Origin of the sequence: Geomesophilobacter sediminis (assembly GCF_016458275.1) — a bacterium.
In the GTDB taxonomy this organism is placed as follows: Bacteria; Desulfobacterota; Desulfuromonadia; order Geobacterales; family Geobacteraceae; genus Geomesophilobacter; species Geomesophilobacter sediminis.
In genome coordinates this window covers 143943-168114 of sequence record NZ_JAEMHM010000008.1, presented here as the reverse complement: position 1 = coordinate 168114, position 24172 = coordinate 143943, and the positions used below count along the sequence as shown (strand labels likewise).

Sequence of the window (24172 nt, the reverse complement as noted above, 5' to 3'; positions counted from 1 at the left end):
GATCAACAGAACCGTTTTACTTCGACAGGTTTGACGAAGGTCGGGGCCTGTCGGACCCGATCCCCCTGTTCCAATTCCCACATCCTAACTCGCTTCCCAGCCATTGTTGCCCTCCGCATTGAACAGAATCTTGGGTTAAACTCAATCTTTCCTACCCGGACTTTCATTGCCTCATTGTCTCATTGTCTCATTGTTTATTGTTTCATTGTTTCAGGGTATAGGGACTGTTGGTAAACAGGTTATCCCAAATGCAGCACGAACTCGTCGTGGCATAGGAACAAGCATGTTTATCGGAATGCAGGGCAGCTTCATAGATACATGAAAAAGTATCTGCCGCTTTCCCGACGATGGTAAGTCTTTTGCTGAGCAGTTGAACCGTCCTGCGCAACAGGCAGACCAGCACGTTGAAAGAATCGTCGAACTCCGAAACGTTCTCGATGTTCAGCACAAGCTGCTCGCTGTTCTTCAATACGTCGATGAGCAGTTCCCGCAAACGCTCCCAGTCCGCCACGGTGACGGCCCCCTCGATATGGAGGGTAGTCCTGAGACTGGAATCGTAGTTCCTGGCACTCGAAATGGTGTACGCGACCATCGGACCCTCGCAGCATGGCTGACCATGGCCTCCTGTAGAGCAGCTTTTATGCCGAAACGGGGCGGCACGAGATTTTGCCGGTGCTTCGAAGGGTTAGCAAAAGTGATGGGAGAGAGCGGATTCGGGAGGGGGTGCAACCAATGGTGCGGGGATTTTTTGACAAGGGAGAGGAACTGCGGAGAAACAGCCACTTACCAGCAGTTCCGTTTTCGGAGCACAATCAAAAAAGTTGCAGGGGTCACTTATCCTTGGGCTGCAGCCTCCGGTTGAGTGCCTGGCGGGAGATACCGAGCATGGCAGCAGCAACGCCCTGATTTGACTTGGCCAGCGCCAGCGCCTGGGCGATCAGCAAATCCTCGGCCTCCTTCAGGGTGGGAAAGCGGGAGAAGGCAATCACCGGAGGGACTTCCGGCCTCCCCGCCCCCCCTTGGGCTGGCAGCGCATCGGAGCGCTCCCGCAGGATGATCTCCTTGAAGAGATCCAGGGAGATCTTGCCCCCTCCGCTTCGGGCCACCGCCTCGAACACCATCGCCTGGAACTCCCGAACGTTGCCCGGAAAGGAGTAGGAACCAAGCAGGGTGATGAGCTCAGGGTGGTAGGAAGGAACCTCCCGCCCGAGCGACTGGGCCGCATAGCGGACGAAGCTGTCCAGCAGCAGCGGGATGTCGTCCGGCCGGGAACGCAGAGGGGGGACCGGGATCTGATGCGCGAAGAGACGGTAATAGAGATCCTTGCGGAACCGGCCATCGTTCATCGCCCTCCGGAGATCCCGATTGGTGGCAATGACGATACGCGCGTCGCTGCGCGAGGGGGTGTCGCAACCAAGGCGATAGTATTCCTGTTCCTGTACCAGCCGGAGCAGCCGAATCTGGGCCGGTTCAGCCAGGTCGCCGATCTCGTCGAGAAACAGGGTCCCCCCCGCCGCCCGGCTGACCAGCCCTTCCCGGTCCGAATCCGCGCCGGTATAGGTCCCCTTTACGTGCCCGAAAAGGGTGTCGGAGAACATGTGGTCATCCAGTCCGGCGACGTTCACCGCGATGAAAAGCCCGTCCCTGCCGCTCGCGTCGTGCAGCGCCCGGGCAAAGAGTTCCTTGCCTACCCCGGTCTCACCGAGGATGAGCACCGGCTGCCCGGAAGGGGCGATGAGCTCCAGGTATTGGAGCAGATCGCCCATCACGCTGTTTTGGGTGATGATCTCAGGAAAGCGGACCGTCATATCAGACCTCGATGGTGAACTCGGCCCCGCCGTTCACGTTGCGGGCCGTCAGGCGGCCACCCATATTTTTCTCGACGATGCTCTTGGACATGAAAAGCCCGACACCGGTGCCCCGGTCCGGTTCCTTGGTCGTAAAGTAGGGCTCGAAAATCTTGGGGAGAACCGCCTCCGAGATTCCCCCGGCGTTATCGACGACCGTCACCACGGAGCGCCCCTCTCGCCCGGCGACCCGGATCTCGATAATGCGCGGCGGCGGGACCTCCCGGTCCAGGAAGGCATCGCGGGCGTTGTTCAGGATGTTCAAAAGCACCTGGGCGTACTCGTTGGGATAGCCGTCGACGACGACGTCCTCGTCGATATGCACCCGGATCTCGATGTCCTGACAGAAGAAGCTTTCCTCCAGAAAGGAGACCGTGCTCCGCACGGCGCTGCTGACGATGAAGGGGGCCTTTTCCTTGTCCGGCTTGAAGTAGTTGCGGAAATCGTTGATGGTCTGGGACATGTGATGGATGATCTTCATCGACTTCTGCTCGATGGAGAGGAGATACTCCTCGGTCAGCTCGCCGAGCTGTTTTTCCACCGAAAGGGACTGGATCATGAGCGCCAGGGCGTTGAGGGGCTGGCGCCACTGGTGGGCGATGTTGCCGATCATCTCCCCCATGGCGGCCTGCCGGCTCTGCTGCATCAGCATCCGGTCTTTCTCGCGCAGGGCTTCAATTGCCCGGAGCCGCTCCGCCGTCTCGGCCTGGAGCTCCTGTTCGGCACGCGTACGTTCGGTGATTTCCTGGAGCAGGCTCTCCACGGTATCGGCGAGTTCCACGGTCCGCTCCGCCACCCGTTCCTCCAGCTCCTGACGCGCCTTTTGCAATTCCCGCCGCTCCCGGTTCAGTTCCGCGTTGCGCTGCTCCAGAACCCGGTTCAGCTCCCGGATCTGCTCTTCGACCTCCTTGCGTTCGGTGATGTCAACGTTGATACCGACCGCCCGGATCGCCTCGCCGTTACCGTCCTTGAGGAAACGAGCCCGGCCGTACATCCAGCGCAGTTCCCCGTTGTCCCGCCGGCGGATGCGGAACTCGCAGCCAAATTCCCCCGTTTCCATCGCCTGCCGGAAGGCGTGGCTTCCCGTCTGCCGGTCCTCCGGAATCACGCATTCAAGCCAATCCTCGAAGCGCTCCCCGAACTCCTCCCGGCGCAGGCCGTAGAGCTCCAGGAGCTCGTCGGACCAGCGTCCTCCCCCGTTTTTCACGTCCCAGTCGAAGGTCCCGGAGCGGCCCGCTTTCAAGGCGAGAGCGAGCTGGTCGGCAAGCTTTCGGCTGGCGCGCTGCTCGCGTTTCAGCGCCCGCGCCTGCCGTTCCGCCTCGCGGCGCGCCTCGATGTGCCGGATCGCCAGCGAGGCGACCGCCGCAACCTGCTTGAGAAGGGCCTCGTCGGTCCGGCTGAAGCTCCCTTCGATCTTTTCCACCGCAATGACCGCCCCGGCCTCCCCCCCATCGAGCCCGGAGAGCGCGGCGGCGGCAAAATCTCCCGCCGGTTCCTTGGAACGGGGATGCGGGATCGCTCCCACCTGCTTTCCCGAGACGGCGTGGCCGTGGTGCCAGCGTAAGGAGCCGGAGCTTTCCCGGAGCCGGTTCAGGATGTCGGCCGCACGCGGTACCGGAGGATGGCCGTTGTCATCCAGCCCGGAGTGGACCGCCCAGGAAAGGCGTCCGTCGGTGCCATGTCCGGCGTGGACGTAGCGGCAGCAAAGCAGCGCCAGGACCGCCTCGCCGGTCACCTGCAGCACCTCCTTGACGGTGGAGCAGGAGAGCACCTGGAGGGCGAGAGCGTTCAGCCGGGACACCCGGGACTCCTGCAACCGGGACCGGCGCAACATCTCCTTTTCGAGCGCCGCCCGGCGGCAGCGAAAGACCGAGTTGACCATGCGGGCGAGGTCGCCCCGGGGGACATAATCGGCAATGCCGAGTTCGAGCAGGTCCAGGGCGTTGTCTTCGGAAAGGTCACCGAAAACCACGAAAGGGAGCAGCCGAAAGTACTGCCGGACCAGATCGAGATTGCTGCCGTCTCCGTCCAGGAGGATTTCGTGGTCGGCCAGCACGAGGTCGACGTCCCCCTGGTCCAGCGCCTGGACGAGCGCTTCCCGCCCCTCAACCTCCGCCAGCGCCTGCGCCAAGCCGGCGCCGGCCAAGCGGGCCGTGGCATCTCGGAGGTAATCGGGATCGCTGGCAAGACAGACGATGCGCAAGCCTTCCCTCCCCTTCCCGATCGCTTTCGCCCCGCAGGCGATTTCGGAGAATTCCGGCACATGGTCGGACGGCGGTGAATGATGATCCTGATGTTTGTTCAGAGCGTTTGGCATTGACAGAACGTGAGGCCCCAATGAATGGCAGCAGGGAAAAGATAGCTCTATTTCGCTGGTATGGTTGTTGAAATCTAGTGAACGGTCGAGAAAGCGTGCTCAGGGTGGCCAACAGTGATGACAACAGAGAGAAGCTCTCTCCGATACTGCCTGCCGCGCCATCCGGAAAAAACAGTGACTATTCTACTGTAACAGGGAAATTTTCCCAGCGTGACAGAAAGGAAAACTTTGTCTGACGGTGAAGACAGAGAAGGGATTCCGTTTGTGAGATTGGCAAGGCTAAGAGGTGGCATATCACAGAGATCGCTGCGGTCGAACCGCCCCACGGCGGGGGCACGGGGTGCCACGTTGCATCAGGTCTCCATCTCTTTAGGCGGGGGACCCGAGGGAAGTGGCAGGCCGAGCAAATTCTGAAGCTGATCCAGCAAGCCGAGTTGCCCCTTGAGGATCTTCTCCGACGCCTCGGGGAGGGTGAACCAGTCGGCACGGTCCACCTCGGGGAATTCGGCGCTCCTGCCGGAGCGGGGAGGCCATTCCATCTGGAAGAGGTTGCTGGTTATCCGCGCGGCGTCACATTCACCCTCCACGGCCCACGCCGAAACCACCTTCCCGCCCGGCTGCCGTACCGGTTCGAGCCGGGTAAAGGGTCCGTCCACCGTGAATCCGGTCTCCTCCTGGAATTCCCGGCGGGCAACCGTCAGCGGGTCCTCGCCGTCCAGGTATTCCCCCTTGGGGATCGACCAGGCGCCGAGATCCTTGTTTTTCCAAAACGGTCCCCCGGGATGGACCAGAAAAACCTGCGGGACCCCACCCCGGAAGCGGTACAAAACGATTCCCGCGCTCTGCTTGGGCATGGTTCCTCCCCGTGGCGGCGGCATGGAACCAGACCATCCCGCCAATGCCGCCGGCCTTGCCGGTAACCAATTAAAGACAAAGTATTTTCCTATCCGAAACCTCCCTCTCCCTCCGGGAGAGGTTCGGGGTGAGGGGCTTACCGCAAGACTCTCCTGCCGCTCCGGAACCGAGTGGGTAAAGAGAAACCCGCGGCGAAAACCGTGCCACCACCCTTGATTCCACCGAGGCAAAAAGGTACATCTGGTGCACCCGCATCAGAAAACGAAAACCAATGGCTGATCCAGAGCGACTGGGACCGGGAGGAAATCATGATAAAGGGCATTCTTGTGGATCTCAGCGGCACCATCCATGTCGGGGAGACCGCAATTCCTGGAGCTATCGAAGCGCTGTCCCGGCTGGAGGGTGCCGGTCTCATCGTGCGTTTCGTCACCAACACCTCCCGCAAGACGCGAAAAATGCTGCACGGCGACCTGGTCCGGATGGGATTCGGCATGCCCCAGGAGCACATCTTCACGGCGCCGCTCGCCGTGCGCCGGTACCTTGAGGCAAACGGGCTGCGTCCCCACCTCCTGGTGCACCGCAACCTGGTCGCCGAGTACGACGGCCTGCCCCAGGATGAGCCGGATGCGGTGGTGGTGGGATATGCCCAGGACGATTTCACCTATCGCAACATGAACGAGGCGTTCCGGCTGCTGAAAAAAGGGGCCCGGCTGCTGGCGACCGGGAGGACCCGGTATTTCGAGGGGACCAACGGCCTCGACCTGGATGCCGGGCCATTCGTCACCGCCCTGGAATACGCCGCCGAGACCCAGGCCGTGGTCCTAGGCAAACCCTCCGCCGATTTCTTTGCCGCGGCGGCAGCGGAGGCATGTCTGGCACCGGAAGAGTGCGTGATGGTCGGCGATGATGCCGAGTCGGACGTCGGCGCCGCGCTGCAGGCCGGGCTTAAGGGGGTACTGGTGCAGACCGGCAAATACCGTCCGGGGGACGAGGCCAAGATATCCGGGCACTTCACCCTGGCCAAAGACATCTCGGCGGCAGCCGATGCAATCCTGGCCCAGTTGGGATAGGCACGATCCCGCTAACAGCGGGTAACCCGAGCGGGCGAACCAATCGCGTCAACAGTGACGCCCCTTTGCACGCATGCCGCCGACCGAAGCTGTGGGAGCGCCATTCCTGGCGCGATCCCGCAAACAGCGGGTAATCTGAATCGCAAGAGGTCACCTTGCAGGAAGATCCACCCCAAATCCGCCGCCAGCATGCCCCCGATCAGGCTTTTCCCGGCGCCGGTCACTCCCATGACAATGAATCACCATGGTTCATTTTAAGAACTTTCCCCCCAGAAAATAAAGAGATATTCGGCCGGGACTGAAACAGCGGAAGTCCACAACACCGGTCTGAAACAAGAAAAGCCGCCCCCGGGCATGACCGGTGGGCGGCTTTTCTCAGCTTAGATATGAACCGGGTTAGTACAGGTAGTACAGCGAAGCACCGACGCGGTAGCCATCAACGGAGCCGATCTTGGTGTTCGTTGCCTTGAGGGTCGAGTCGCTTTCTTTGATGTAGGCGGCGGCGGGCAGCACGTAGAGGTTGTGCGCCACCTGGATGTAGCTTGCCAGCTCGAACACGTAACGCTCATTTGCAGTCACGGTGTCGTCAGAAGTATTGAAGTTGGCGTCGAACCGCCCATCCAGCGTGAAGGTCTCGTTCAGTTCCTTCTCCAGCCCCAGCGAGATGGTGTGGGTGTCCCGGGTATCGTGGTTGCGCAGGGTGGCCTGGTAGATGGCGTAGGGAATGGTGTGGTGGCCGAGGTTGGCACTGGCGGCGATGAAAGGGGCAAAGTCGGTAGTTCCGGTCCCGGCATCGCCATTTTTGTTCCCGGCGGTGTCGAACTTGAGGTCCAGGCCGGCAACCACGGTGAACGGCTCGTGCTCGCCACCCAGCAGGCGGTACTTCGCCTCGAGGGCGAAGTCTCCGAAGCCGTCCTTTTTATCGACCTCCGGGTCGAACCCGGTGAACTGGGCCTTCTCCCGCTCATTGAACACATACGGGATAAACGCCGTCATCTCCAGGCCGGGGAGCAGCCCCACGCCGACGGAGTAAAGGGATTCGGTGGCCCGGACCGAGGTGGTCCCACTCGGGTTGCTGAGGCTTCCGGAAAGATAGGTGTGTTCGAACTTCGCCTGCGCCTCGACCTGTTTCGGATCGAGAACATCGGTCACCAGCAGCTTGTGTTCTGCCAGCGCGGGGGTAGCTGCCAGCATGACGCCGACGGCGGCCAGGATCATCTTCTTCATCAACATCCTCCTTCACACAAAATTGTAGATCATCCTCTCCCATGATACGCATCACGGCACAGGCATTACCGACCATTCGATTGCTATCTCAGCAGGGAGAAACCTAAGAGGAATGGAAGAAGCGGGGCGTGATGCTGAATTATGAGAGAGGTCAAGTCCTCATTACATACATCATATAGACAGCAATTACAACTTGAAATGAGGCTAGTTCACACAATAAGGCTGGCAATTACGTGTTTTACTGCACCTTTTTATCTATTTTCCTATGGTCAAGATCACCCGCAGCTCTTTAATGAGACCTGCGGGTGAACCGCTGCTAGTCGTTCAAAGCCTCCCAATGCCTCTTTTCGAGGTGATAGCACATTCTGCCGTAGGGGGGGACCGTGGTGTAGCTGAGACAATGATCGGCGGGGTCGGCATGATACTGGAATTTGTCGCCGACGGTAACGAACGGTTTCGCCAGCGGGATCTTTGGGAGGTATCCGGGGACCAGTTGGGAGAGTTTCTCAGGATAGGCGCCGGTTTTTCCGCGGAACGCCTCACAGGCGGCGATGACCTTTTCCGCTCTGCGCACGGCAAGGGAATCGTTGCCGATGAGCGCGGCGATGCTGAGGACCACCATGGCGCCCCAGACCGCCGCCCGTTTCAACAGGAGCCTGCGCCGCTCGCGCTCCTTCCGGTACAGGACAAGTTTAACCAGCAACACCGGAATCCCGACCAAGAGAACGATCCCAGCCATGAAGACCGTGTTGACCAGCACCGCATCAACGATCAAGAGCAGAAAAGCTGTTACCACGGTCCCGCGTACTCCGGCCAGCATGATTCCTCCGGTACGACGTCGTTTCTCGGCAATGTTTGGTTGACCTATCGGTGCTTCCCCGCGATTGCTGAAGTCATTCGAGCGGCAACAGCCCGTATCGGCAAACGTTCACTATAAGCCAAAGGTTCAATTGCCCGATACCAATAAATATTATATGCTGGATCTTGGAGAAACGGAGGAGGTACTTCATGGCTGCGAAGAACACGAGTGTTACCATCGGTGCATACTATGAGAAATTCATTTCCGAGCAGATTGCGAATGGACGGTTCGCTTCTGCCAGCGAGGCAATCCGTGCCGGCCTGAGGTTGCTGGAGGAGCGGGAAACGAAATTGGTGATGTTGCGCCGCGCCTTGCAAGAAGGAGAAGAATCCGGAACCGTAGAATATTCCCTCGAAAAGTTGATCGAAGAACTTGATGCAGAAGGCTTGCCGTGATGGCACTGTTCACCTTGACCGAAAGGGCCAAAGAGGATCTGAAAGAAATCGGCCGCTATACCGAGGCGAAATGGGGACGCAGTCAACGAAACAAGTACCTGGGCAGCCGCCATCATGTTTTTCAGCAACTGGCCGCCGATCCACTCAAAGGAAAAGATTGCAGCGACATCCGTTTCGGGTATCGAAAGGCAAACGCAGGAAGTCATGTCATCTTTTACCGAACATCAGCACCAGATACCATCGAAGTTGTCAGAATACTTCATGCCCGGATGGACCTTGAATCCAGAATTTCGGGCAGCTGACACCACTCATGCAAGCGTTTCGGCGTTATGACAGGTGGTGTCACGCAATATCTACAGATAAAAAAAGCAGCCCGCTGAGCTGCCTTTTCCACTGACTCCTTCCCGGCAACAACACTGCCGATTGCCCCCTCGCCTGACATCACGCCTCCTACTTTACGCCCGCCAATCTCTGGTAGAATTCATCCTTTCCCACCCGGTTGCCGCCCCATTCGGAGATCCGGCACTGGTCCAGGGAACGCTCCTACCCTCGCAAGCCCCCCCTCGAAATTGCGTTTACGGGGAGACCACCATGAAGCTCACCCATCGTCTGACCAGGGAACGCCACCGAATCATCAAACATGGACCAGCCCGCTATATCACCGACCGGCTTCGCTTGCTCGGAAGATTGATCTTCGATGCCGCCTGGGGACTCGTTTTCAAAGTCATTTTCGCCAACAGCCGCTTCCGCGCGATTTGCCAACTCTATCCCCAGGAAATTTCCAAGCTCAAGTTCAATTACCTGGCCCTCTCTTTCAACAAGGGTGAACGTCTGCGCATCTTCTTGAACCACTATTACTTTCTCAAGCATCACTTTCTGCCCGAGTTCGTCGCCCGGATCACTGAAGATGAAATCGTTTTGTGGGAACACGCCTGCGAGCAGAGTCTTTACCGGATCTGCATAGAGCTGGATGCGATCATCTTCGAAGGAGAACTTTCCCTGATCCTGAAGGAGAACGACACCCCCTTCTATGCGTTGGCGTTCGCCTTCGTTCCGTCCAGGATCGTTGCGCTACCGGGTCGCCAGGCCCTCTACATCTCGCGGCTCCAGGGAGCACGCAATGCGCTGGAATCGGTCCATTCGGCAACCAAGGCTTTCAACGGACTCCGGCCCCAAGAGGTTTTGCTTGCCTCCGCCCGAGGCGTCGCCCAGGCGCTTCAGGTCAGCACCCTCGCCGGAGTCCGTACCGTCGACCAACTCGCCTTTTGCCGCCAAAAGCTTTGCCATACCTGCAGTTTTTTCAATTACGACAGGTTCTGGGAGGATGTGGGAGGAACCGCCGCTACGCCTCGGGTCTTCAGCATTCCTCTCACCCCCCAGCATCCGTCCGATGCCTCAACAAAACACCGGACCCGAAAGAAAATTAAGTACGAAACCGAAACCCAGATGATCCAGCACGTACGCCAGACCTTCAAGAAAGAATGCCTGAAGAACAATGATCAATGAACCATGGGCACGCCACTGATGAAGTTCAACAGCAGATTGAGCTGCCCAACCTCGCCGCAGCTGAACTTGCTACCTAGGGGCGCAGCAAGCTGCGCCCGCCCCCCCCTCTCCGGCAAACCCCACACCAGGACCGGCTCCCCCGCACCGAAGCGTCACCCTTAAGAAGAAGGAGGGGGTGACGATGGTGTCAGTACCAAGCCGAACTCCTCCAGCTCCCGCCGCGTTGTTTCCACTCCAAGATGCAAGATGGCATTGATCCCCAGGCCGCGAGCGATATCGACGAACATGGGCCGGTCCTCGATGTACATAACTTGCTCCGGCGCCACCTGCGCCACATCGAGAGCTACCCGGAAGATATCGGCATCGGGTTTGCGGAAGTGGACGAAACAAGAGGAGATGAAAAAATCGATGAAGCTGCCGAGGTTGAAAGACTGAATCCGGTGGCTGTTCAGTTCCCGCCCCTCGTTGTGGACCGCCGCCACCTTCAGCCCGTAGCGGGGCTTGAGCCCGACGACCAGATCGATCATCTCCGGAATGGGTTGCGACTGGGCGAACATGAACTGCCGGAACTGCTCCCGGGAAAACGATCGCTCCTCGTAAAACACCACCCGGTCCAGGTATTCCTCCAGCGACAGCTTGCCGGCCTCATAGGTGTCGAAGGTAAGATGGTGCCTCTCGTTCATTTCCTCGTAGTCGAGCACGAACTTCTGAGCCGCAGACCGCCTGGCCTTGCGGTCCCACCCGTTGGTTAAAAGGACTCCCCCGATATCGAGAAAAAGCGTCGTTATTGCGGTCATCTCGTTTCCCCTTTCCCTGGACGATTGCCGAGCCCGAAATAGAAGTGACCATTCTACCGCATGAGCTCCCGGCTTGAGACAGGGATTTTCCGAAGATAAAAGGGGGTGCCCCTCACCAGGAGCACCCCCATTATCTTCCCCCCCCCCGCTCAACTAGGCCCGTTCCAAGGTCCCGATCAGCTTGCCGCAGGCCAGTCCTGGAACGACATTCCTGTCGCGATCCCATCTGCGTTAAGAAGGCAAGGTAGCGCCAACCTGTGGGAGCGCCTTTCCAGGCGCGAATAACAACAACCGAACTCACCGCCTCCGGCGGATCGCGCCAGGAAAGGCGCTCCCACAGAAAAGGCCACTTCCGCCCTTATACAAGGAGCGGCGTTCCTGTCCTGATCACCCGCTGACAAGTGGCAGGAGTGAAAGGAGGAAAAGCACGCCCTGAACGTCACGGGATACCCGCTGGCAGGAAAAAAAGTCGGGCCGGTATGTCTTCGTGATGGAACTCGGCTGGTGAATAGCGCAGAGGGCAAAATCTGGGGGAGGCGGTTCAGCTCAAATGAAGATTCAATCTTCCTTGCAGGATTCGGAACAGATGCCGACGATCTCGGCGTTCATCTCCTCCTTGTAGTTGAGGACCTCGCGACCGAACTGCTGGTAAACCAACGCAGCCCGTTCCGCGATGCTGACAGCCAGCACGTCGGGAACCAGGTCATATTTCGCGCGGATCCGCTTGATGTCTGCGTCTTTGGGAGTTCCCGACGTGTTGAGCGAAAGAACGTCCCAATAGTAATCGGCCGCTTGCTTGCAGGCCTTCTCACAGAAGGCGTTCCGGGAATCCTCCGCGCGAACCGGGCCGACCAACACTGCCATGACCAGAGCTAACGTAACCAGGGGCACTTTCATTGAAGACTCCTTGTCAGCCATCCAGGCGGTGGTGAAAAAGCCTCCGCCCCCTGCTTTTTATAGCTCGATGACTTCCGGATCGCTCGGCTCCGGGACAACCTTCCATTGGTTCACTTCGGTATCGAAGTCGACACTGTCGATCTTGGCCTTCAGGTATTTTCCCGAAGCGGTGACCGCGACCTCGCCGTTTTCCAGTACGATCTCCCCGGTTCCTTCGAAGAAGCGCCGGTTCTGGCTGGTGATCCTGGCGATCACGCGTACCTGGCGATCAAGCGGAACCGGCTTCAAATAGCGCAGGGTCAGCTCCGTCGTCACTCCCCAGATGTCTTCTTCGCTCCCGATCAGGATGGCCCGGCCGATGGTCTCGTCTAGGATGGCGGAAGCGATCCCGCCGTGCAGCCGCCCCGGGTAGCTCTGGTGTTCCTCGGTCGGATAAAAGGTGGCGATCAGCTCGCCAGCCTCCGTCTCGTAAAAAGAAGCCTTGAGTCCCGAGTTGTTCTGCAACCCGCAGATGAAGCAGAGTTTCGAGTTGTATTGCTTGCGCGCAACCTTGTGCGGTGTTTTTGCCATGGGTCCTCCTTTTCAACGGTACCGGTCGATTTGCAGCGCGTGCCTTGCCAGCACGCAGGGCTGGAGCCAGAAAACGTCAGCTGTCAGGGAAGGTTTCCTTGGATCGGCAGATGTGGTATTCTGGGCGGCTCGGGCTGAACCGATCCCCCCAGCCCCACCATCCAAGGACAGCGGAGCATTTTCACCACATGACGATCACCAAAGCAGAAATCGTACAAGATATCATCGACCAGCTGAGTGCCGACCTGGACCTGTTCCTGCGCGCGGCAAAATCCGCCCACGCGGCGGCGACCCACGAAGAATGCCAGCCGGACAACAAGTACGACACCTTGGCGCTGGAATCCTCGTACGTCGCCCAAGGGCAGGCAAACCGTGCCCAGGAGATCCGCGAGTCGATCAACATCTACCGGCAGCTGGCCGTCGCAACCGAAAGCGAAGTCGTCAAGCTGGCTTCGCTGGTAACGCTCGAAGCCGACAACGGCTCCAGCAGGTCGGTCTTTATCGGCCCGGTCGAAGGCGGGCGAAAGATCTGCCACGACGGCAGGGAGATCATGGTCATCACCCCCACCTCGCCTTTAGGCAAGGAACTCCTCGGCAAATCCGTGGGCGACACCGCCGACATCGCCACGGGCGCCAAGCGGATCGAGTATGAAATTGTGGACCTTTGCTGAAGGCGCGACGGCCCTATCCCGCAGGTGTAGGAGCGACATTCCTGTCGCGATAGAACACCTCGATAGCGGGGGTAAGAGCCAACTTTATCTCCCCCCTTTATCAAAGGAGAGCTGGGGGGATTTGGTTCTGATGTCTTTGTTAACCCCTTGGGTCAGGACCTCAAATCCCCCTCAATCCCCCTTTGCCAAAGGGGGACTTTTCGGGCTTAGGTGCGCAGCAAAGACCGGTTCCTACAAGGAACTGCCCACACCCTCCCACCTTGAATTTACGCCTTTTTCACGAACTCCGACTTCAGCTGCATCGCGCCGATGCCGTCGATCTTGCAATCTATGTCGTGATCCCCGTCGATGAGGCGGATGTTCCTTACCTTGGTGCCTACCTTTACTACCAACGAAGAACCTTTGATCTTCAGATCCTTGATCACCGTTACCGAGTCGCCGTCGTTGAGGACGTTGCCGAACGCGTCGCGGATGACCCGACTCTCCTCGCTACTTTCCGCCGCAGCGATCGGCCATTCGTGGGCGCACTCCGGGCAGACGTACATCTCCCCGTCTTCATAGGTGTATTCCGAACTGCACTTCGGGCATTTGGGCAACGTGCTCATACTACTCCTGTCAGTGATTTGATATTTTTCGGCGGACTACCCGGTGGGAGCGCCTTTTCAGGCGATTAACCACACCCATTCTCACCGCCTTCGGCGGATCGCGCCTGGAAAGGCGCTCCTACAGAATAGGTCCCGCCCGATCCGTCAACGCTGCAGGCGGGCACCCGTATGCCCCACGTGGCAGAGCCGAACCGGTTTGGGCCTCGGGCAGGTATCCGCAGCAACCGAAGAAAGTAATAGAGAGCCTTCGCAAAGTCAAAGGCAATCACAGCAAAACGCCACACAGGTACAGAAGTCATCGAGAAATGAGGGGGTTACCTGCCTCCTTTTTTCACCATGATCCCTGCGCCTCTGTGGCGCTTGTCTTTTTTCCAGATCTCGGTGCCAACGTGGCACCAATCTACCCCTTGATCTGCTCCAGCATGGCCTGAATATCCGGCTGCGAGGCGATTTCGCACTCTTCTTCCAGCACTGCGGAGAGGATGTCGTCGGTGGTCAACGGGTTCGCCAGGACCACCCGGAAGACCGTGATGGTGTCGCCGCCGTAGCGCCCCGGGGCGAGCCGGGTGCGGGAAACGAACGTTTTCCCCGCCTCGCGCTGCCGCTTCTGCATGGTCTCGATGACCTTGTCCAGGATCTCGTTGATCTGCGCCCGGCGCTCCGGCACGGCTTCCGCCAGCACCTGCTGCGCCCAGCTCGGGAGGTAGCGGTAGGTAAGGATGTTGAGCTCGGGCTCCGACACCAGTTCAAATTCGGAATGGGCGTCGATGAGCCGGGCGAAACGGCGGGCGCGCTCAATCCCTTGGTTGATGAGAAGTTCGTATCCCTTGCGGCCGATGATGGAGAGCCCGGCGTGCACCAGCATCGCCATCCCGGGGCGCGAACCTTCCAGGGTGCGGCTCCCCAGGTCCCGGGACCCGCGGCGGATGATATAGGCGGCATGGTGCTCGATGGAGGAAAGCGTGGCCGGGTCCTTGAACAGGACCATCCCCGCCCCCATCGGGACGTAGAGCTGCTTGTGCGCGTCGATGGTTACCGAGTCCGCCCTCTCGATCCCCCGCAGCAGACCGCGGTAGCGGTCGGAGAAAAGGGTCGGCCCGCCCCAGGCGGCATCCACATGGAAATGGCAGCCAAGCTCCCCGGCCAGATCGGCCAGAGCCTCCAGCGGGTCCACGTTGCCGGTCTCGGTGGTCCCCCCGATGCCGATGATCGCCAACGGACGGATTCCCTCCCCTTTCAGCCGCGCGCACTGTTCCCGAAGCCGGACCAGGTCGATCCGGTTGTTCCCGTCGGTATCGACCGCGATCAGGTTATCCCGCCCAATCCCCAGGACGTCGGCCGCCTTGCCCAGCGAGTAGTGCCCGCGCCGGGAGACCAGGACGGCGAGCCCCTGGCAGTCCAGGTGCCGAAGCGCCTTGACCAGCCCTTCCCGCGCGATCCCCTTGAAGTCGCCCGACGGCCCGCAGAGTCGGTTGCGCGCCGCCCAGAGCGCGGTGACGTTGGCGATGGTGCCGCCGGAGCAGAAAGCGCCCAGCGCGTAGCGGTTGTTCTGGATCCACTCGCGGTAGAACTCGTCGCTTTGGGCGTAGATCAGCCGGTGGATCATCGCCAGCACCTGCCGCTCCATGGGCGTAAAGGCGCGCGAGGTCTCCACCTTGACCAGGTTCTGGTTCAATGCGGTCAAAATCCGGGAGAGCGGGAGCATGAAGTACGGCAGCGCCGAGGTCATGTGCCCGATGAAGCCGGGCGAGGCGGTGTGCACCGACTGGGAGACCAGCTTCTCCTTGAGAAAATCGGTGTAGTCGGAAACGTAGGTGGGCTCTTCCGGGATGCGGGACTGGGAGAAATCGCCCTCGATCTCGTCCAGGTCGCGCTCGACCGCTACGATGTGCTGCTGCAGAAAGCCGGTGAGGTCGTCGGTGATTGCCTTGTCGATCTCCCCGAGTGTCGATTCGGGGGCCACGGGAACGGTAAAGATCCGGTACAAGGTCTCCAGGTTGGCCTGGGCAAGTTCTCTAGATTTAGGCATGGCAGTTAAGTCACCGTTTTTAAACGGGGATAGCCCTGAGGCGAAAGTGTATACGGAGATGTAACAGAAAAAGGCCGAGATATCTAGGAAAAAGGGGGGGGAGATAGATTTTCCCTAATGTCGTTGCCCGCGCTGGTCTTCCGACCACCCCCGTCGCTCCCCCCCTCTGCACAACGGGCCATGCATCGAAAGGCAAACGAGCGGTCCTGCCGGCAATACCAAGGCTCCGAATGACTACTGTGGGAGCGCCATTCCGGGCGCGCTCAGCCCAAAAGACACCCCACTTACCGCCCCAGCTCCTGCTGCCCGATGACCGCCGGCAACCGTTTCGGCGCCTTGATCCGCAGTTGCTTATTCACGTTCATCCGCCCGAAGACGACCTCGATATCCGAAACCCGCACCTCGAATTCCTCAGCCAGAAACCGCACCATGTGGTCGGTTGCCCGCCCGGCGCGGGGAAACTCCGTCACACTGACGCAAAGCTGGTGCCCCTTCACCTTGCCGATCGCATCCCGCTTGGCGTTGGGTGTACCGAGGATGTTAAGCACGAGAGTGTCTCCCTCCCAGGTATAAAAAGGCCTCTTCGTCATTGCTGCAATATCCTTTCACCCGTTATTCCGGATGACGAACTCGATGAACAGCCAGGCAACCACAAGGGACACCGGCAGGATGTACCAGATGATGCGCCCGATGGGGTGTTTTTCCGGCGCGCTCGGCCACCCTGCGTGGAAAAAGGCGAAGGTCGCCCCGCGCCCCGTCCGCCATTCCAGGTTCCAGAAAAGCCCGGCCAGGAGGTAGAGAAACGACGAGGCGTAGAGGTTCTCCCGCCACATCGGCGTGTAGGAGCCGTCCCGCAGCAAGATGTAGAGGTCGTAGGACCAACTGGCCGAGAAAAGCCCGAGGCAAACGGCGCAGTAAAGCTCCCACCAGCGGCACTGCCGGCGCAGCGCCTTCCAGAAGATGCCGATGGCCCAGGGCGCGGAAAGGAAGGTGAAGGTCGACATGAAGAAGGCGTCGTAGTAGTCCCAGGTGGGGTCCCCGGTGTAGGGTGCGATGATCGAAGTCCCGACCGCTCCGAGCAGAAAGGTGACGACCTTCCATCGCACCGCCAGGAAGCGCCGATAGTCGGGCTGGAGCAGGATGCAGCTACGCCGATTGATAACTATCAGGGCAAACGCAAAGACAGTCAGGGTGCAGTAAGTAGCAAGGTAAAGCTTCATATCCGGCCCCACGGTCAGTTACAGAACGAACCGCCAAGTCTCAATGTTGCGCTCCTAGTGCCAGCCGCCCTACCATACACCAGCCGAATCCCAGAGTACAGAGCTGTGGATTCACCAAACAGGAACCTGATTGGCGTCAATCTTCATCCTGACGCCCGTAACCACCCTCTCCCGCCGGGAGAGGGTCGGGGTGAGGAGGTTGCAAAGGGAGAGGGGATCATGAAATTTACGCTAAACAGCAACAGGAAGGATGGTGCATCCTGCCTTATGAAACGGAGGTGGAATGGGTGCAGCCTGCTGCGCCCCTACGGAGGTGGTCCCTGGTGTGCTATAGGAGCGACATCCCTGTCAAGATTCGAGGAAATCTATCTTTTCCCGGTGGGAGCGCCATTCCTGGCGCGATCCGCCGGAGGCGGTAATAACCGGTTGTATCAATCGAGCCTGGAATGGCGCTCCCACAGCGTACGCTAAACATCCCATTCATCCTGTTCATCCCTGTCAACCAAAGCCTTTCTCCACAAAGCCTTTCCTCGGCGTCCTCTGCGATATGACTTCCTCCCCGGTTCAGATCTTAAGCAGCCGGTTGAAAAAGGACCGGTAGCGCCGCAGCGCCTGCCGTAAGTCCTCGGTCGAGACATCATCGCCCCGATCCCATTGACCTTCCAATCCGGCCCGTTCCTCGGAGAACATCTCCGCCAGACGCTTCATCGTCGCCGCAACCAGCTTGTCCGCCTCTTCAACGGCCTCGCGCGGATGGTCCACGAAAGCCCCCTGGATCGCGTCCCAGCGGGCATGCAGATGCTGCGCCTCGTCGCCGGCAAAAAGCGGCGCCACACGCTCCTGCTCATCAATTTGCACCGCTGCCGCGCCAGGCTCTGAAACCTTTCCTTCCCCCGCGCCGGCCAGCGTAGCCGTCGTCAAACCTTCATTTCTTTGCTCGTCCCTTTCGTCGAACATGATCTCACCTCTGACCTGAACCTTCGTTTACCTTTCGTGATACGGCTCCCGCTGCTACGCAGCATGAGGCAGATGCTCGCCCGGGTGCGGGGCCTCGCCGACCAATTCGTCGAAAAGCGCCCGGTAGTTGAGCATGGCCTGCCGTAAATCCTCGGTGGTCGCCTGACCGCGGGCATGGCGCAGGGCGATGTCGTGGCCGGCCCGGTAGTTATCGACGACCCGCGGATGGTCCACGGATATGTCGGCCGCCCGCTGATCGAAATCGCTTACCGGATACCCCCGAGCCGACATGACTTCCCCCAGAAGCCGGTCCGCGGCGGTCACTGCACCTTTGGGATCGTCGACGAATTGGGTCTGGACCCGATGCCACGCCTCGGTAAACCGGGCGGTTTCGTCCGCAGTGAGCGGTTTGATGCGCAGCCGCTCCACCCGAGCCTCGCGCTTTTGGAGATCCGCTTCAGCTCGCGAACGGCTGGCGCTTTCCCGTACCGTTCGGTCATACTCCGGCCCGAACCGGCCGCGCAGCCGTTCCGTGCGGCGGTTACGCAGATAGATTGCCGCAACGATCGCCAGAACCGCAACGACAATGAGAACAACAGAACCGATAAGTGGTGTATTGACCATGGTTCACGCCTCCTCCTTTTTGCTAAATGTTAGTCTCTTTTCATATGGTTAGTCAATTTTGAGGGGTCGGGGGGCGGGGGGAAATGCAACTGCTTACCCTGTGGGAGCGCCATTCCTGGCGCGATCCGCCGAAGGCGGTGACGGTGCTTACCGCTAATCGCGCCTGGAAAGGCGCTCCCACAGGGTAACCTGCCGGTTGCCGGACAATCGCCATCAACGCAGAGTCGGCACAGCCGGCCCCACCGGCGCCAGGAACAGCCCCCCTACAGGGGTAAAAAATGGGGCCCAGCTCGCCGTGGAAAAGAAGGCCCTTACTGCAATGCCGGCACCGCCTGCCCCACTGGCCGCATCCCCGGATACTCCCTTTGCGCCTTCTTGACCTGCCTCATCACACTCACGGCACGCACGGTGAAAACCGTATTCATCGGCACCCCGCCGCTATCCAGCATCTTCGCGGTCCACGTGTTACAGGTATCGGTTATGACGTACTGCCCTTCCGCCTGAAAGAACCTGCTTTCACCATAAAGCCCTTTCTTCAAGGCATGCGGAAGACCCACCCTATCGAATTTGAAGCTCGCCCGCAAATTCTCCTTCAAATGCCTCAGTCCGGTCTCCGACAAAGTGAGCGCTACAACGTCGGCCCCGGTGAAAAACTGCTCCGGCCTCCCCGGGACCGAAACAACATGCATCACGCTCGGATTCCTCCAGAACACCGCCTTTAAAAAGATCGACGGAGTAACCTTCTGCGCCTGGTAAAATTCCGCCTCACCCCAACCGAACTCGTAGTAGCGCCCTTCATGAAGATAGTCGTTGATGAAGGAGAGCTCCGGTCCCAAATCCTCTTTAGAGAGCACGACCCCGGTATGCCATCCGTGCCCCACCACGAAAATCGACCGTTCCTGGGCCCTGGTGGGCGGCAGGTATCTCCATCCTTGATCGGTAGCGCACCCCGCGAGCATGACGGCGATAACGACCACCAGCAGGGCCCGCCAGGGTTCCGGCAGCGTGCCTTCCGGAAAACCGCGCGGTGCTTCTGTTGGTCGTGGATTTTCCATGTGAACCTCGATCAACCATGGATGCGTATCTATTTCGCCGTCCCGCCGCGGGGCTTGTAAAAGATGTGCCGGCCGATTTCCCCCGTCTTGAGGTATTCCCTGGCCCAGCGCGGGTGCACCGTCCGCAGGTGGAAATAGAGGGCGCCGCCGGTGCGATCAGGCAGTTGCCGGTTGAGCGCTCTCCGGGATATTTCTTTGGCGGTGGCGTAGGAATTCTCGTCTTTGGCCACATTGGAATGGCCGTCGCACCACCAGGAGAACTGGCAGGAACCGTGCTTGCGCCCTTCCTTGACTACCTTGCATACGGTGTCGGGGAATCCCTCATGCCCCAACCGGTTCATGACCACGCTGGCGATCGCCTCCATCTCCGCCGGCCCCTCACCCCGGGCCTCCCAGTAGATGGCGCGCGAAAGGCAGGTGATGGCATCGTTTAGAGGAGCCTTGCCGGCCGGATCGACCGCCTGGGCTTCCGTTTTCTTGATCGGCGCCACCGGGACCGTCTTTTTTACCTCGCCGGCAACTTTTTTCTCCAGCACGTGCGCTTTCTTTTTAGCGGTGGCGCCTTCCACCTGCTGCGACTCGCCGGCGGCAGCGGCATCGCCTGCCATGCAGATCGTCGCAATCCCGATAACCAGCGCCCATCGGCCCATGGCTCAAACCTCCAGGGTAGGCCTCCGAAGAGGAAAATCCCTGCGGAGCGCCTCTCCTCATGAAACCGCGGTTGCAGTAGCTTCGCATTTCCATTTTCTATTAACCGGGACCAATTAGCACGCTAAATCGACGCACAGGCAGAACTGGCATTCATTGGCGCAAACAGGATATGGGGCACCGGCAATCAGGCGATGGTTCCCCCTGCGGAACCCTGGCAACGTCTCCATCCACCACGCTCTCAACCTGTTAAGGCTACGAGGTTTCAGTCAAAGGGCAGAGCCGAATCTGGGGGGAAAACTGGATTGGATGGAAACTGGGCAACACTGACTTGGGGGTCACCAAGCCGATAGCAGTTATTCAAGAACCCTATACCATCTGAATGTCAAAGCGGTATACTTATGAGCCAACGGCAACTCAACTCATACAGTGAAGTGAAAGGAGCCAAGTTCATGGACACCGAAAACAAATGCCCCTTCACGGGTAAAGCTGACATACATTCCCCCACCGGCCGGTCCAACCGGGACTGGTGGCCGAACCAGTTGAACATCAAGATCCTGCACCAGCACTCCGCCCTCTCCAACCCAATGGGCGAGGCGTTCAACTATGCCGAGGAGTTCAAGACGGTCGACCTCGAAGCCCTGAAGAAGGACATCTTCGAGCTGATGACGACATCACAGGAGTGGTGGCCTGCGGATTACGGCCACTACGGACCTTTGTTCATACGCATGGCATGGCACAGCGCCGGCACCTACCGTACCGGCGACGGCCGCGGCGGCGCCGGGTACGGCACCCAGCGCTTTGCGCCCCTCAACAGCTGGCCCGACAACGCAAACCTCGACAAGGCGCGCCGGCTTTTGTGGCCGATCAAGCAGAAGTACGGCAGGAAAATCTCCTGGGCCGACCTGTTGATCTTCGCAGGCAACTGCGCCCTGGAGTCGATGGGATTCAAGACCTTCGGGTTCGGCGGCGGTCGGGCGGACATCTGGGAAGCGCCGGAGGACATCTACTGGGGGGCTGAGGATACCTGGCTGGGTGACAAACGCTACACGGGCGACCGCGACCTGGAAAACCCGCTCGCTGCCGTGCAGATGGGTCTGATCTACGTGAATCCGGAAGGGCCCAACGGGAACCCGGACCCGCTCTCCGCCGCCCAGGACATTCGCGAAACCTTCGCCCGCATGGCGATGAACGACGTGGAAACGGTGGCCCTGATCGCCGGCGGGCATACCTTCGGCAAATGCCACGGCGCCGGCGATGCCTCCCTGGTAGGTCCCGAGCCGGAGGGGGCCGGGATCGAGGAACAGGGGCTCGGCTGGAAAAGCAGCTTCGGCACCGGCAAAGGAGCGCACGCGATCACCAGCGGGCTGGAAGGCGCCTGGACCACGAACCCGACCCAGTGGGACAACGGCTACTTCGACGTCCTGTTCGGCTACGACTGGGAATTGACCAAGAGTCCGGCCGGCGCCAACCAGTGGATTCCGAAGGACCCCGCGGCCCGGACCACCGTGCCCGACGCCCACGATCCGTCGAAGCGGCGCGCCCCGATGATGCTCACCACCGACCTTGCGCTGAAGCTCGACCCGATCTACGGGCCGATATCCAAGCGCTTCCATGAGCATCCCGAAGAGCTCGCCGATGCCTTCGCCCGGGCCTGGTTCAAGCTGACCCACCGCGACATGGGTCCCCGGGCGCGCTACCTCGGACCGTTGGTCCCGAAGGAAGAGCTCATCTGGCAAGACCCCGTCCCCGCCGTCGACCATCCTTTGATCGACGAGCGGGACATCGCCGAGCTCAAGGGAAAGCTCCTCCGCTCCGGGCTGTCCATCGCGCAACTGGTTGCAACGGCGTGGGCATCGGCGTCAACCTTCCGCGGCTCCGACAAGCGCGGCGGGGCCAACGGGGCGCGCATCCGCCTCGCCCCGCAAAGGGACTGGGCGGTAAACCAGCCGGCCCAACTGCAGGCCGTGCTGCAAACCCTCGAGTCAATCCAGCAAGCGTTCAACAGCACCCAGAGCGGCGGCCAAAAGGTCTCCCTCGCCGACCTGATCGTCCTGGGCGGCTGCGCCGGCATCGAGCAGGCCGCCAGAAATGCCGGCCACGCGCTAACCGTTCCCTTCACGCCTGGGCGCACCGATGCGTCCCAGCAGCAGACCGATGTGGCCGCCTTTGCCGTGCTGGAACCGGCTGCAGATGGATTCCGCAACTATCAGAGAACAAAGTTCGCCGTCTCGGCGGAGGAGATGCTGGTGGATCGGGCGCAACTGCTGACACTGACCGCGCCCGAGATGACGGCACTGGTCGGCGGCCTGCGCGTGCTGGACGCAAACTTCGGGCAGTCGCCGCACGGCGTCTTCACCAAGCGGGCAGGCGCGCTCACCAACGACTTCTTTGTGAACCTGCTCGACATGGGGACCATCTGGAATCCGACCTCGGCCGACGCCGATCTCTTCGAAGGACGCGATCGCGCCACCGGCGAGGTGAAATGGACCGCCACCCGGGTCGACCTCATCTTCGGTTCCCACTCGCAGCTCCGGGCTATCGCGGAAGTATATGGTTGTAAGGACTCACAGGAGAAGTTCGTGCAGGACTTCGTGGCGGCGTGGAACAAGGTCATGAACCTGGACCGGTTCGACCTTGGCTGATCCTGAAGCGGGTTTGGCGGCTGGCGGCAGGGAAGCCATCCAAGCGCGGCTGGGATGCGATAGGAGTCGAAGGTACTTCCAACCATTCGGGCAAATGAGAAAGCGGCGGCATTTCAGACCCACCTGAAATGCCGCTTTTTTGTTCTTCCGGGAAGACCGGAGAGATGCCCGTCTCGCTGCCAAACTCCAGCTTCGGGGAGACCGCATCGTTTACCGGGCTGGACCTTTGAACAACGTTCCCCATGTGGAGCGCGCCGCTGCGCAGATTGCGGTCAACGTTTATCGAACACCACCGTAAGCGTGTCGTTCGTATCCACCTTCATCCCGGGCATCCCTTTGAGGGCGGCCCTTGCGTCCATCAGCGAAGGGCTTTGCAACTTGTTTCGCAGCTGAGGATCGGCCAGGGCGCTGCCGAGTTTGTCCAGGTCGCAGTCGAGCACCGTGATCCGGTTGCCGTCCCGGAAAGCGGCGTTGGTGGAGATGATGGAACCGTTGATATCGATCGCCAGCAGGAATTTCATTCCCTTGAACATCTCCATCACCTTGCGGGCTTCCTCATCGGGCGCAGCCATGGGGGCATCGGGAGACAAGGCCGGAGGTTCCGGAACCGAAGGGGCGGCCTGAGGTGCCGTTGCCGCCGGTTGCGCGATGGCGAGTTTCGCTGGGGAACCGGGAGCACCCTTGGTGAATTTGAAACCAGCCATCGGCATGGAAGGTCCCGCTCCCGCCCCCGGCACCTTCAAACCGGCGCCCTGCTGGTTGAGATTGAGCTGGTTGATGTCGGCGAAGGCATAGACCGCGGTAAAACCCGAGAAATCTGCGGTTTCCACCTTGCGGACCGATCGGAAGGTGACGCCCTCCCCCATGTCGCCCGCCTGCTTGCGCAGCAGGTCCGGATCGTACAAATCAAGTGGTGCGGGAGGGGCCGCAGGGACCGGAGGGGTGGCGGCAGGGCCGGTTCCGGCGGTGTCAGCCGGGGCGTCCATCATCCCGGTCATCAAGGCCTTCATCTGGGCCAGGAATTTCTTCGAGATCAGCACCGTCTCCTCGACCGTTCCGCTGCCGTCCGGATTTACGTGCAGCACCTCGGCTACCTGGAAGCACCCGGAAAGCAAAAGCAGACCGACGGCGGTGATCAGCCAACGAAACAGTTTCATATTCCCTCCTGGCCTGACGTTGCGAAGCTGCATCGGCAGCCGCGGCGCAATGCGAGACGGGTCGATGGAAACTTCGGGTACCGGTGCCCCGCAGCGTGTGATCGCACCGTTCGGGGAGAACATCGATGCCTGCCATACTACCAGCGCCGGAAGCAGCCGAACAAGGAGAAATGTGCGGTCTATGATAGGCAGCATCCCGAATCGTAGGTCGCGTTGAAGAA

At 60.1% G+C, this 24172-nt stretch carries 24 protein-coding genes; 6 read left to right on the top strand and 18 right to left on the bottom strand.

The window, feature by feature from the left end; translation table 11 throughout:
* Positions 1-202: 202 nt before the first annotated feature.
* From JFN93_RS11210 to JFN93_RS11195, 4 genes are all read right to left on the bottom strand, one after another.
* Positions 203-592 carry an STAS domain-containing protein gene (locus tag JFN93_RS11210; RefSeq protein WP_199384165.1) on the bottom strand — a complete coding sequence of 130 codons (390 nt, stop codon included), beginning with the start codon at positions 590-592 and terminating at the stop codon, positions 203-205.
* Between the two features lie 238 nt (positions 593-830).
* Complete coding sequence (locus JFN93_RS11205; RefSeq protein WP_199384164.1) at positions 831-1808, bottom strand: sigma 54-interacting transcriptional regulator; 978 nt, start codon at positions 1806-1808, stop codon at positions 831-833.
* Position 1809: 1 nt separating this feature from the next.
* Positions 1810-4050 carry a PAS domain-containing protein gene (locus tag JFN93_RS11200; protein WP_199384163.1) on the bottom strand — a complete coding sequence of 747 codons (2241 nt, stop codon included), beginning with the start codon at positions 4048-4050 and terminating at the stop codon, positions 1810-1812.
* Between the two features lie 467 nt (positions 4051-4517).
* Positions 4518-5018, bottom strand: a complete 501-nt coding sequence (locus JFN93_RS11195; RefSeq protein WP_199384162.1) for an NUDIX domain-containing protein — start codon at positions 5016-5018, stop codon at positions 4518-4520.
* 309 nt (positions 5019-5327) lie between these two features.
* On the opposite strand from JFN93_RS11195, the gene JFN93_RS11190 reads away from it, so the two are divergent.
* Complete coding sequence (locus tag JFN93_RS11190; RefSeq protein ID WP_199384161.1) at positions 5328-6089, top strand: TIGR01458 family HAD-type hydrolase; 762 nt, start codon at positions 5328-5330, stop codon at positions 6087-6089.
* 396 nt (positions 6090-6485) lie between these two features.
* Here JFN93_RS11190 and JFN93_RS11185 read toward each other — a convergent pair whose 3' ends face one another.
* Together JFN93_RS11185 and JFN93_RS11180 are read right to left on the bottom strand one after the other, a co-directional pair.
* Positions 6486-7316, bottom strand: a complete 831-nt coding sequence (locus JFN93_RS11185) for a transporter family protein (protein ID WP_199384160.1) — start codon at positions 7314-7316, stop codon at positions 6486-6488.
* Positions 7317-7632: 316 nt separating this feature from the next.
* Positions 7633-8136: a hypothetical protein gene (locus JFN93_RS11180; protein ID WP_199384159.1), complete on the bottom strand. Its 504-nt coding sequence runs from the start codon at positions 8134-8136 to the stop codon at positions 7633-7635.
* A 188-nt stretch (positions 8137-8324) separates the two neighbouring features.
* Between JFN93_RS11180 and JFN93_RS11175 the strand changes: the two genes are divergently transcribed.
* The 3 genes from JFN93_RS11175 to JFN93_RS11165 all read left to right on the top strand — a co-directional run bounded on the left by JFN93_RS11175 (position 8325) and on the right by JFN93_RS11165 (position 10076).
* Positions 8325-8570 (top strand): type II toxin-antitoxin system ParD family antitoxin, encoded by a 246-nt coding sequence (locus JFN93_RS11175; RefSeq protein WP_199384158.1) that lies wholly within the window; start codon positions 8325-8327, stop codon positions 8568-8570.
* On the top strand, positions 8570-8872 hold the full coding sequence (locus tag JFN93_RS11170; RefSeq protein ID WP_199384157.1) for a type II toxin-antitoxin system RelE/ParE family toxin: 303 nt from the start codon (positions 8570-8572) through the stop codon (positions 8870-8872). The genes JFN93_RS11175 and JFN93_RS11170 overlap by 1 nt, the downstream gene beginning before the upstream one ends.
* Positions 8873-9161: 289 nt before the next feature.
* Positions 9162-10076, top strand: coding sequence for a DUF535 family protein (locus JFN93_RS11165; protein WP_199384156.1), 915 nt, complete (start codon positions 9162-9164; stop codon positions 10074-10076).
* Positions 10077-10234: 158 nt separating this feature from the next.
* Here JFN93_RS11165 and JFN93_RS11160 read toward each other — a convergent pair whose 3' ends face one another.
* The 3 genes from JFN93_RS11160 to JFN93_RS11150 form a co-directional block, all read right to left on the bottom strand.
* Complete coding sequence (locus JFN93_RS11160; RefSeq protein ID WP_199384155.1) at positions 10235-10873, bottom strand: HAD family hydrolase; 639 nt, start codon at positions 10871-10873, stop codon at positions 10235-10237.
* A gap of 558 nt (positions 10874-11431) precedes the next feature.
* The gene (locus tag JFN93_RS11155; protein WP_199384154.1) at positions 11432-11770 is read right to left on the bottom strand and encodes a hypothetical protein; all 339 of its coding nucleotides are present in this window, start codon (positions 11768-11770) and stop codon (positions 11432-11434) included.
* A 57-nt stretch (positions 11771-11827) separates the two neighbouring features.
* Positions 11828-12340, bottom strand: coding sequence for a PaaI family thioesterase (locus tag JFN93_RS11150; RefSeq protein ID WP_199384153.1), 513 nt, complete (start codon positions 12338-12340; stop codon positions 11828-11830).
* A gap of 188 nt (positions 12341-12528) precedes the next feature.
* On the opposite strand from JFN93_RS11150, the gene JFN93_RS11145 reads away from it, so the two are divergent.
* On the top strand, positions 12529-13011 hold the full coding sequence (locus JFN93_RS11145) for a GreA/GreB family elongation factor (RefSeq protein WP_215907743.1): 483 nt from the start codon (positions 12529-12531) through the stop codon (positions 13009-13011).
* A 266-nt stretch (positions 13012-13277) separates the two neighbouring features.
* On the opposite strand, the gene JFN93_RS11140 is transcribed toward JFN93_RS11145, so the two are convergent.
* The 8 genes from JFN93_RS11140 to JFN93_RS11105 all read right to left on the bottom strand — a co-directional run bounded on the left by JFN93_RS11140 (position 13278) and on the right by JFN93_RS11105 (position 20151).
* Positions 13278-13616, bottom strand: a complete 339-nt coding sequence (locus JFN93_RS11140; protein ID WP_199384152.1) for a zinc ribbon domain-containing protein YjdM — start codon at positions 13614-13616, stop codon at positions 13278-13280.
* Positions 13617-14016: 400 nt separating this feature from the next.
* Positions 14017-15645 carry a pyridoxal-dependent aspartate 1-decarboxylase PanP gene (panP, locus tag JFN93_RS11135; protein WP_199384151.1) on the bottom strand — a complete coding sequence of 543 codons (1629 nt, stop codon included), beginning with the start codon at positions 15643-15645 and terminating at the stop codon, positions 14017-14019.
* A 284-nt stretch (positions 15646-15929) separates the two neighbouring features.
* On the bottom strand, positions 15930-16235 hold the full coding sequence (locus tag JFN93_RS11130; RefSeq protein ID WP_199384150.1) for a DUF167 domain-containing protein: 306 nt from the start codon (positions 16233-16235) through the stop codon (positions 15930-15932).
* 15 nt (positions 16236-16250) lie between these two features.
* Positions 16251-16865, bottom strand: a complete 615-nt coding sequence (locus JFN93_RS11125; RefSeq protein WP_199384149.1) for a hypothetical protein — start codon at positions 16863-16865, stop codon at positions 16251-16253.
* 564 nt (positions 16866-17429) lie between these two features.
* A complete protein-coding gene (locus JFN93_RS11120; RefSeq protein WP_199384148.1) occupies positions 17430-17822 on the bottom strand; it encodes a hypothetical protein in 393 nt (130 codons plus the stop codon).
* A 54-nt stretch (positions 17823-17876) separates the two neighbouring features.
* Positions 17877-18446, bottom strand: coding sequence for a hypothetical protein (locus tag JFN93_RS11115; protein WP_199384147.1), 570 nt, complete (start codon positions 18444-18446; stop codon positions 17877-17879).
* A 311-nt stretch (positions 18447-18757) separates the two neighbouring features.
* The gene (locus JFN93_RS11110; protein ID WP_199384146.1) at positions 18758-19501 is read right to left on the bottom strand and encodes a DUF2459 domain-containing protein; all 744 of its coding nucleotides are present in this window, start codon (positions 19499-19501) and stop codon (positions 18758-18760) included.
* A gap of 29 nt (positions 19502-19530) precedes the next feature.
* Complete coding sequence (locus JFN93_RS11105; protein ID WP_199384145.1) at positions 19531-20151, bottom strand: cell wall hydrolase; 621 nt, start codon at positions 20149-20151, stop codon at positions 19531-19533.
* 450 nt (positions 20152-20601) lie between these two features.
* Between JFN93_RS11105 and katG the strand changes: the two genes are divergently transcribed.
* Positions 20602-22794 (top strand): catalase/peroxidase HPI, encoded by a 2193-nt coding sequence (gene katG, locus JFN93_RS11100; protein WP_199384144.1) that lies wholly within the window; start codon positions 20602-20604, stop codon positions 22792-22794.
* A 272-nt stretch (positions 22795-23066) separates the two neighbouring features.
* On the opposite strand, the gene JFN93_RS11095 is transcribed toward katG, so the two are convergent.
* Positions 23067-23951, bottom strand: a complete 885-nt coding sequence (locus JFN93_RS11095) for a hypothetical protein (RefSeq protein WP_199384143.1) — start codon at positions 23949-23951, stop codon at positions 23067-23069.
* Positions 23952-24172: the final 221 nt, after the last annotated feature.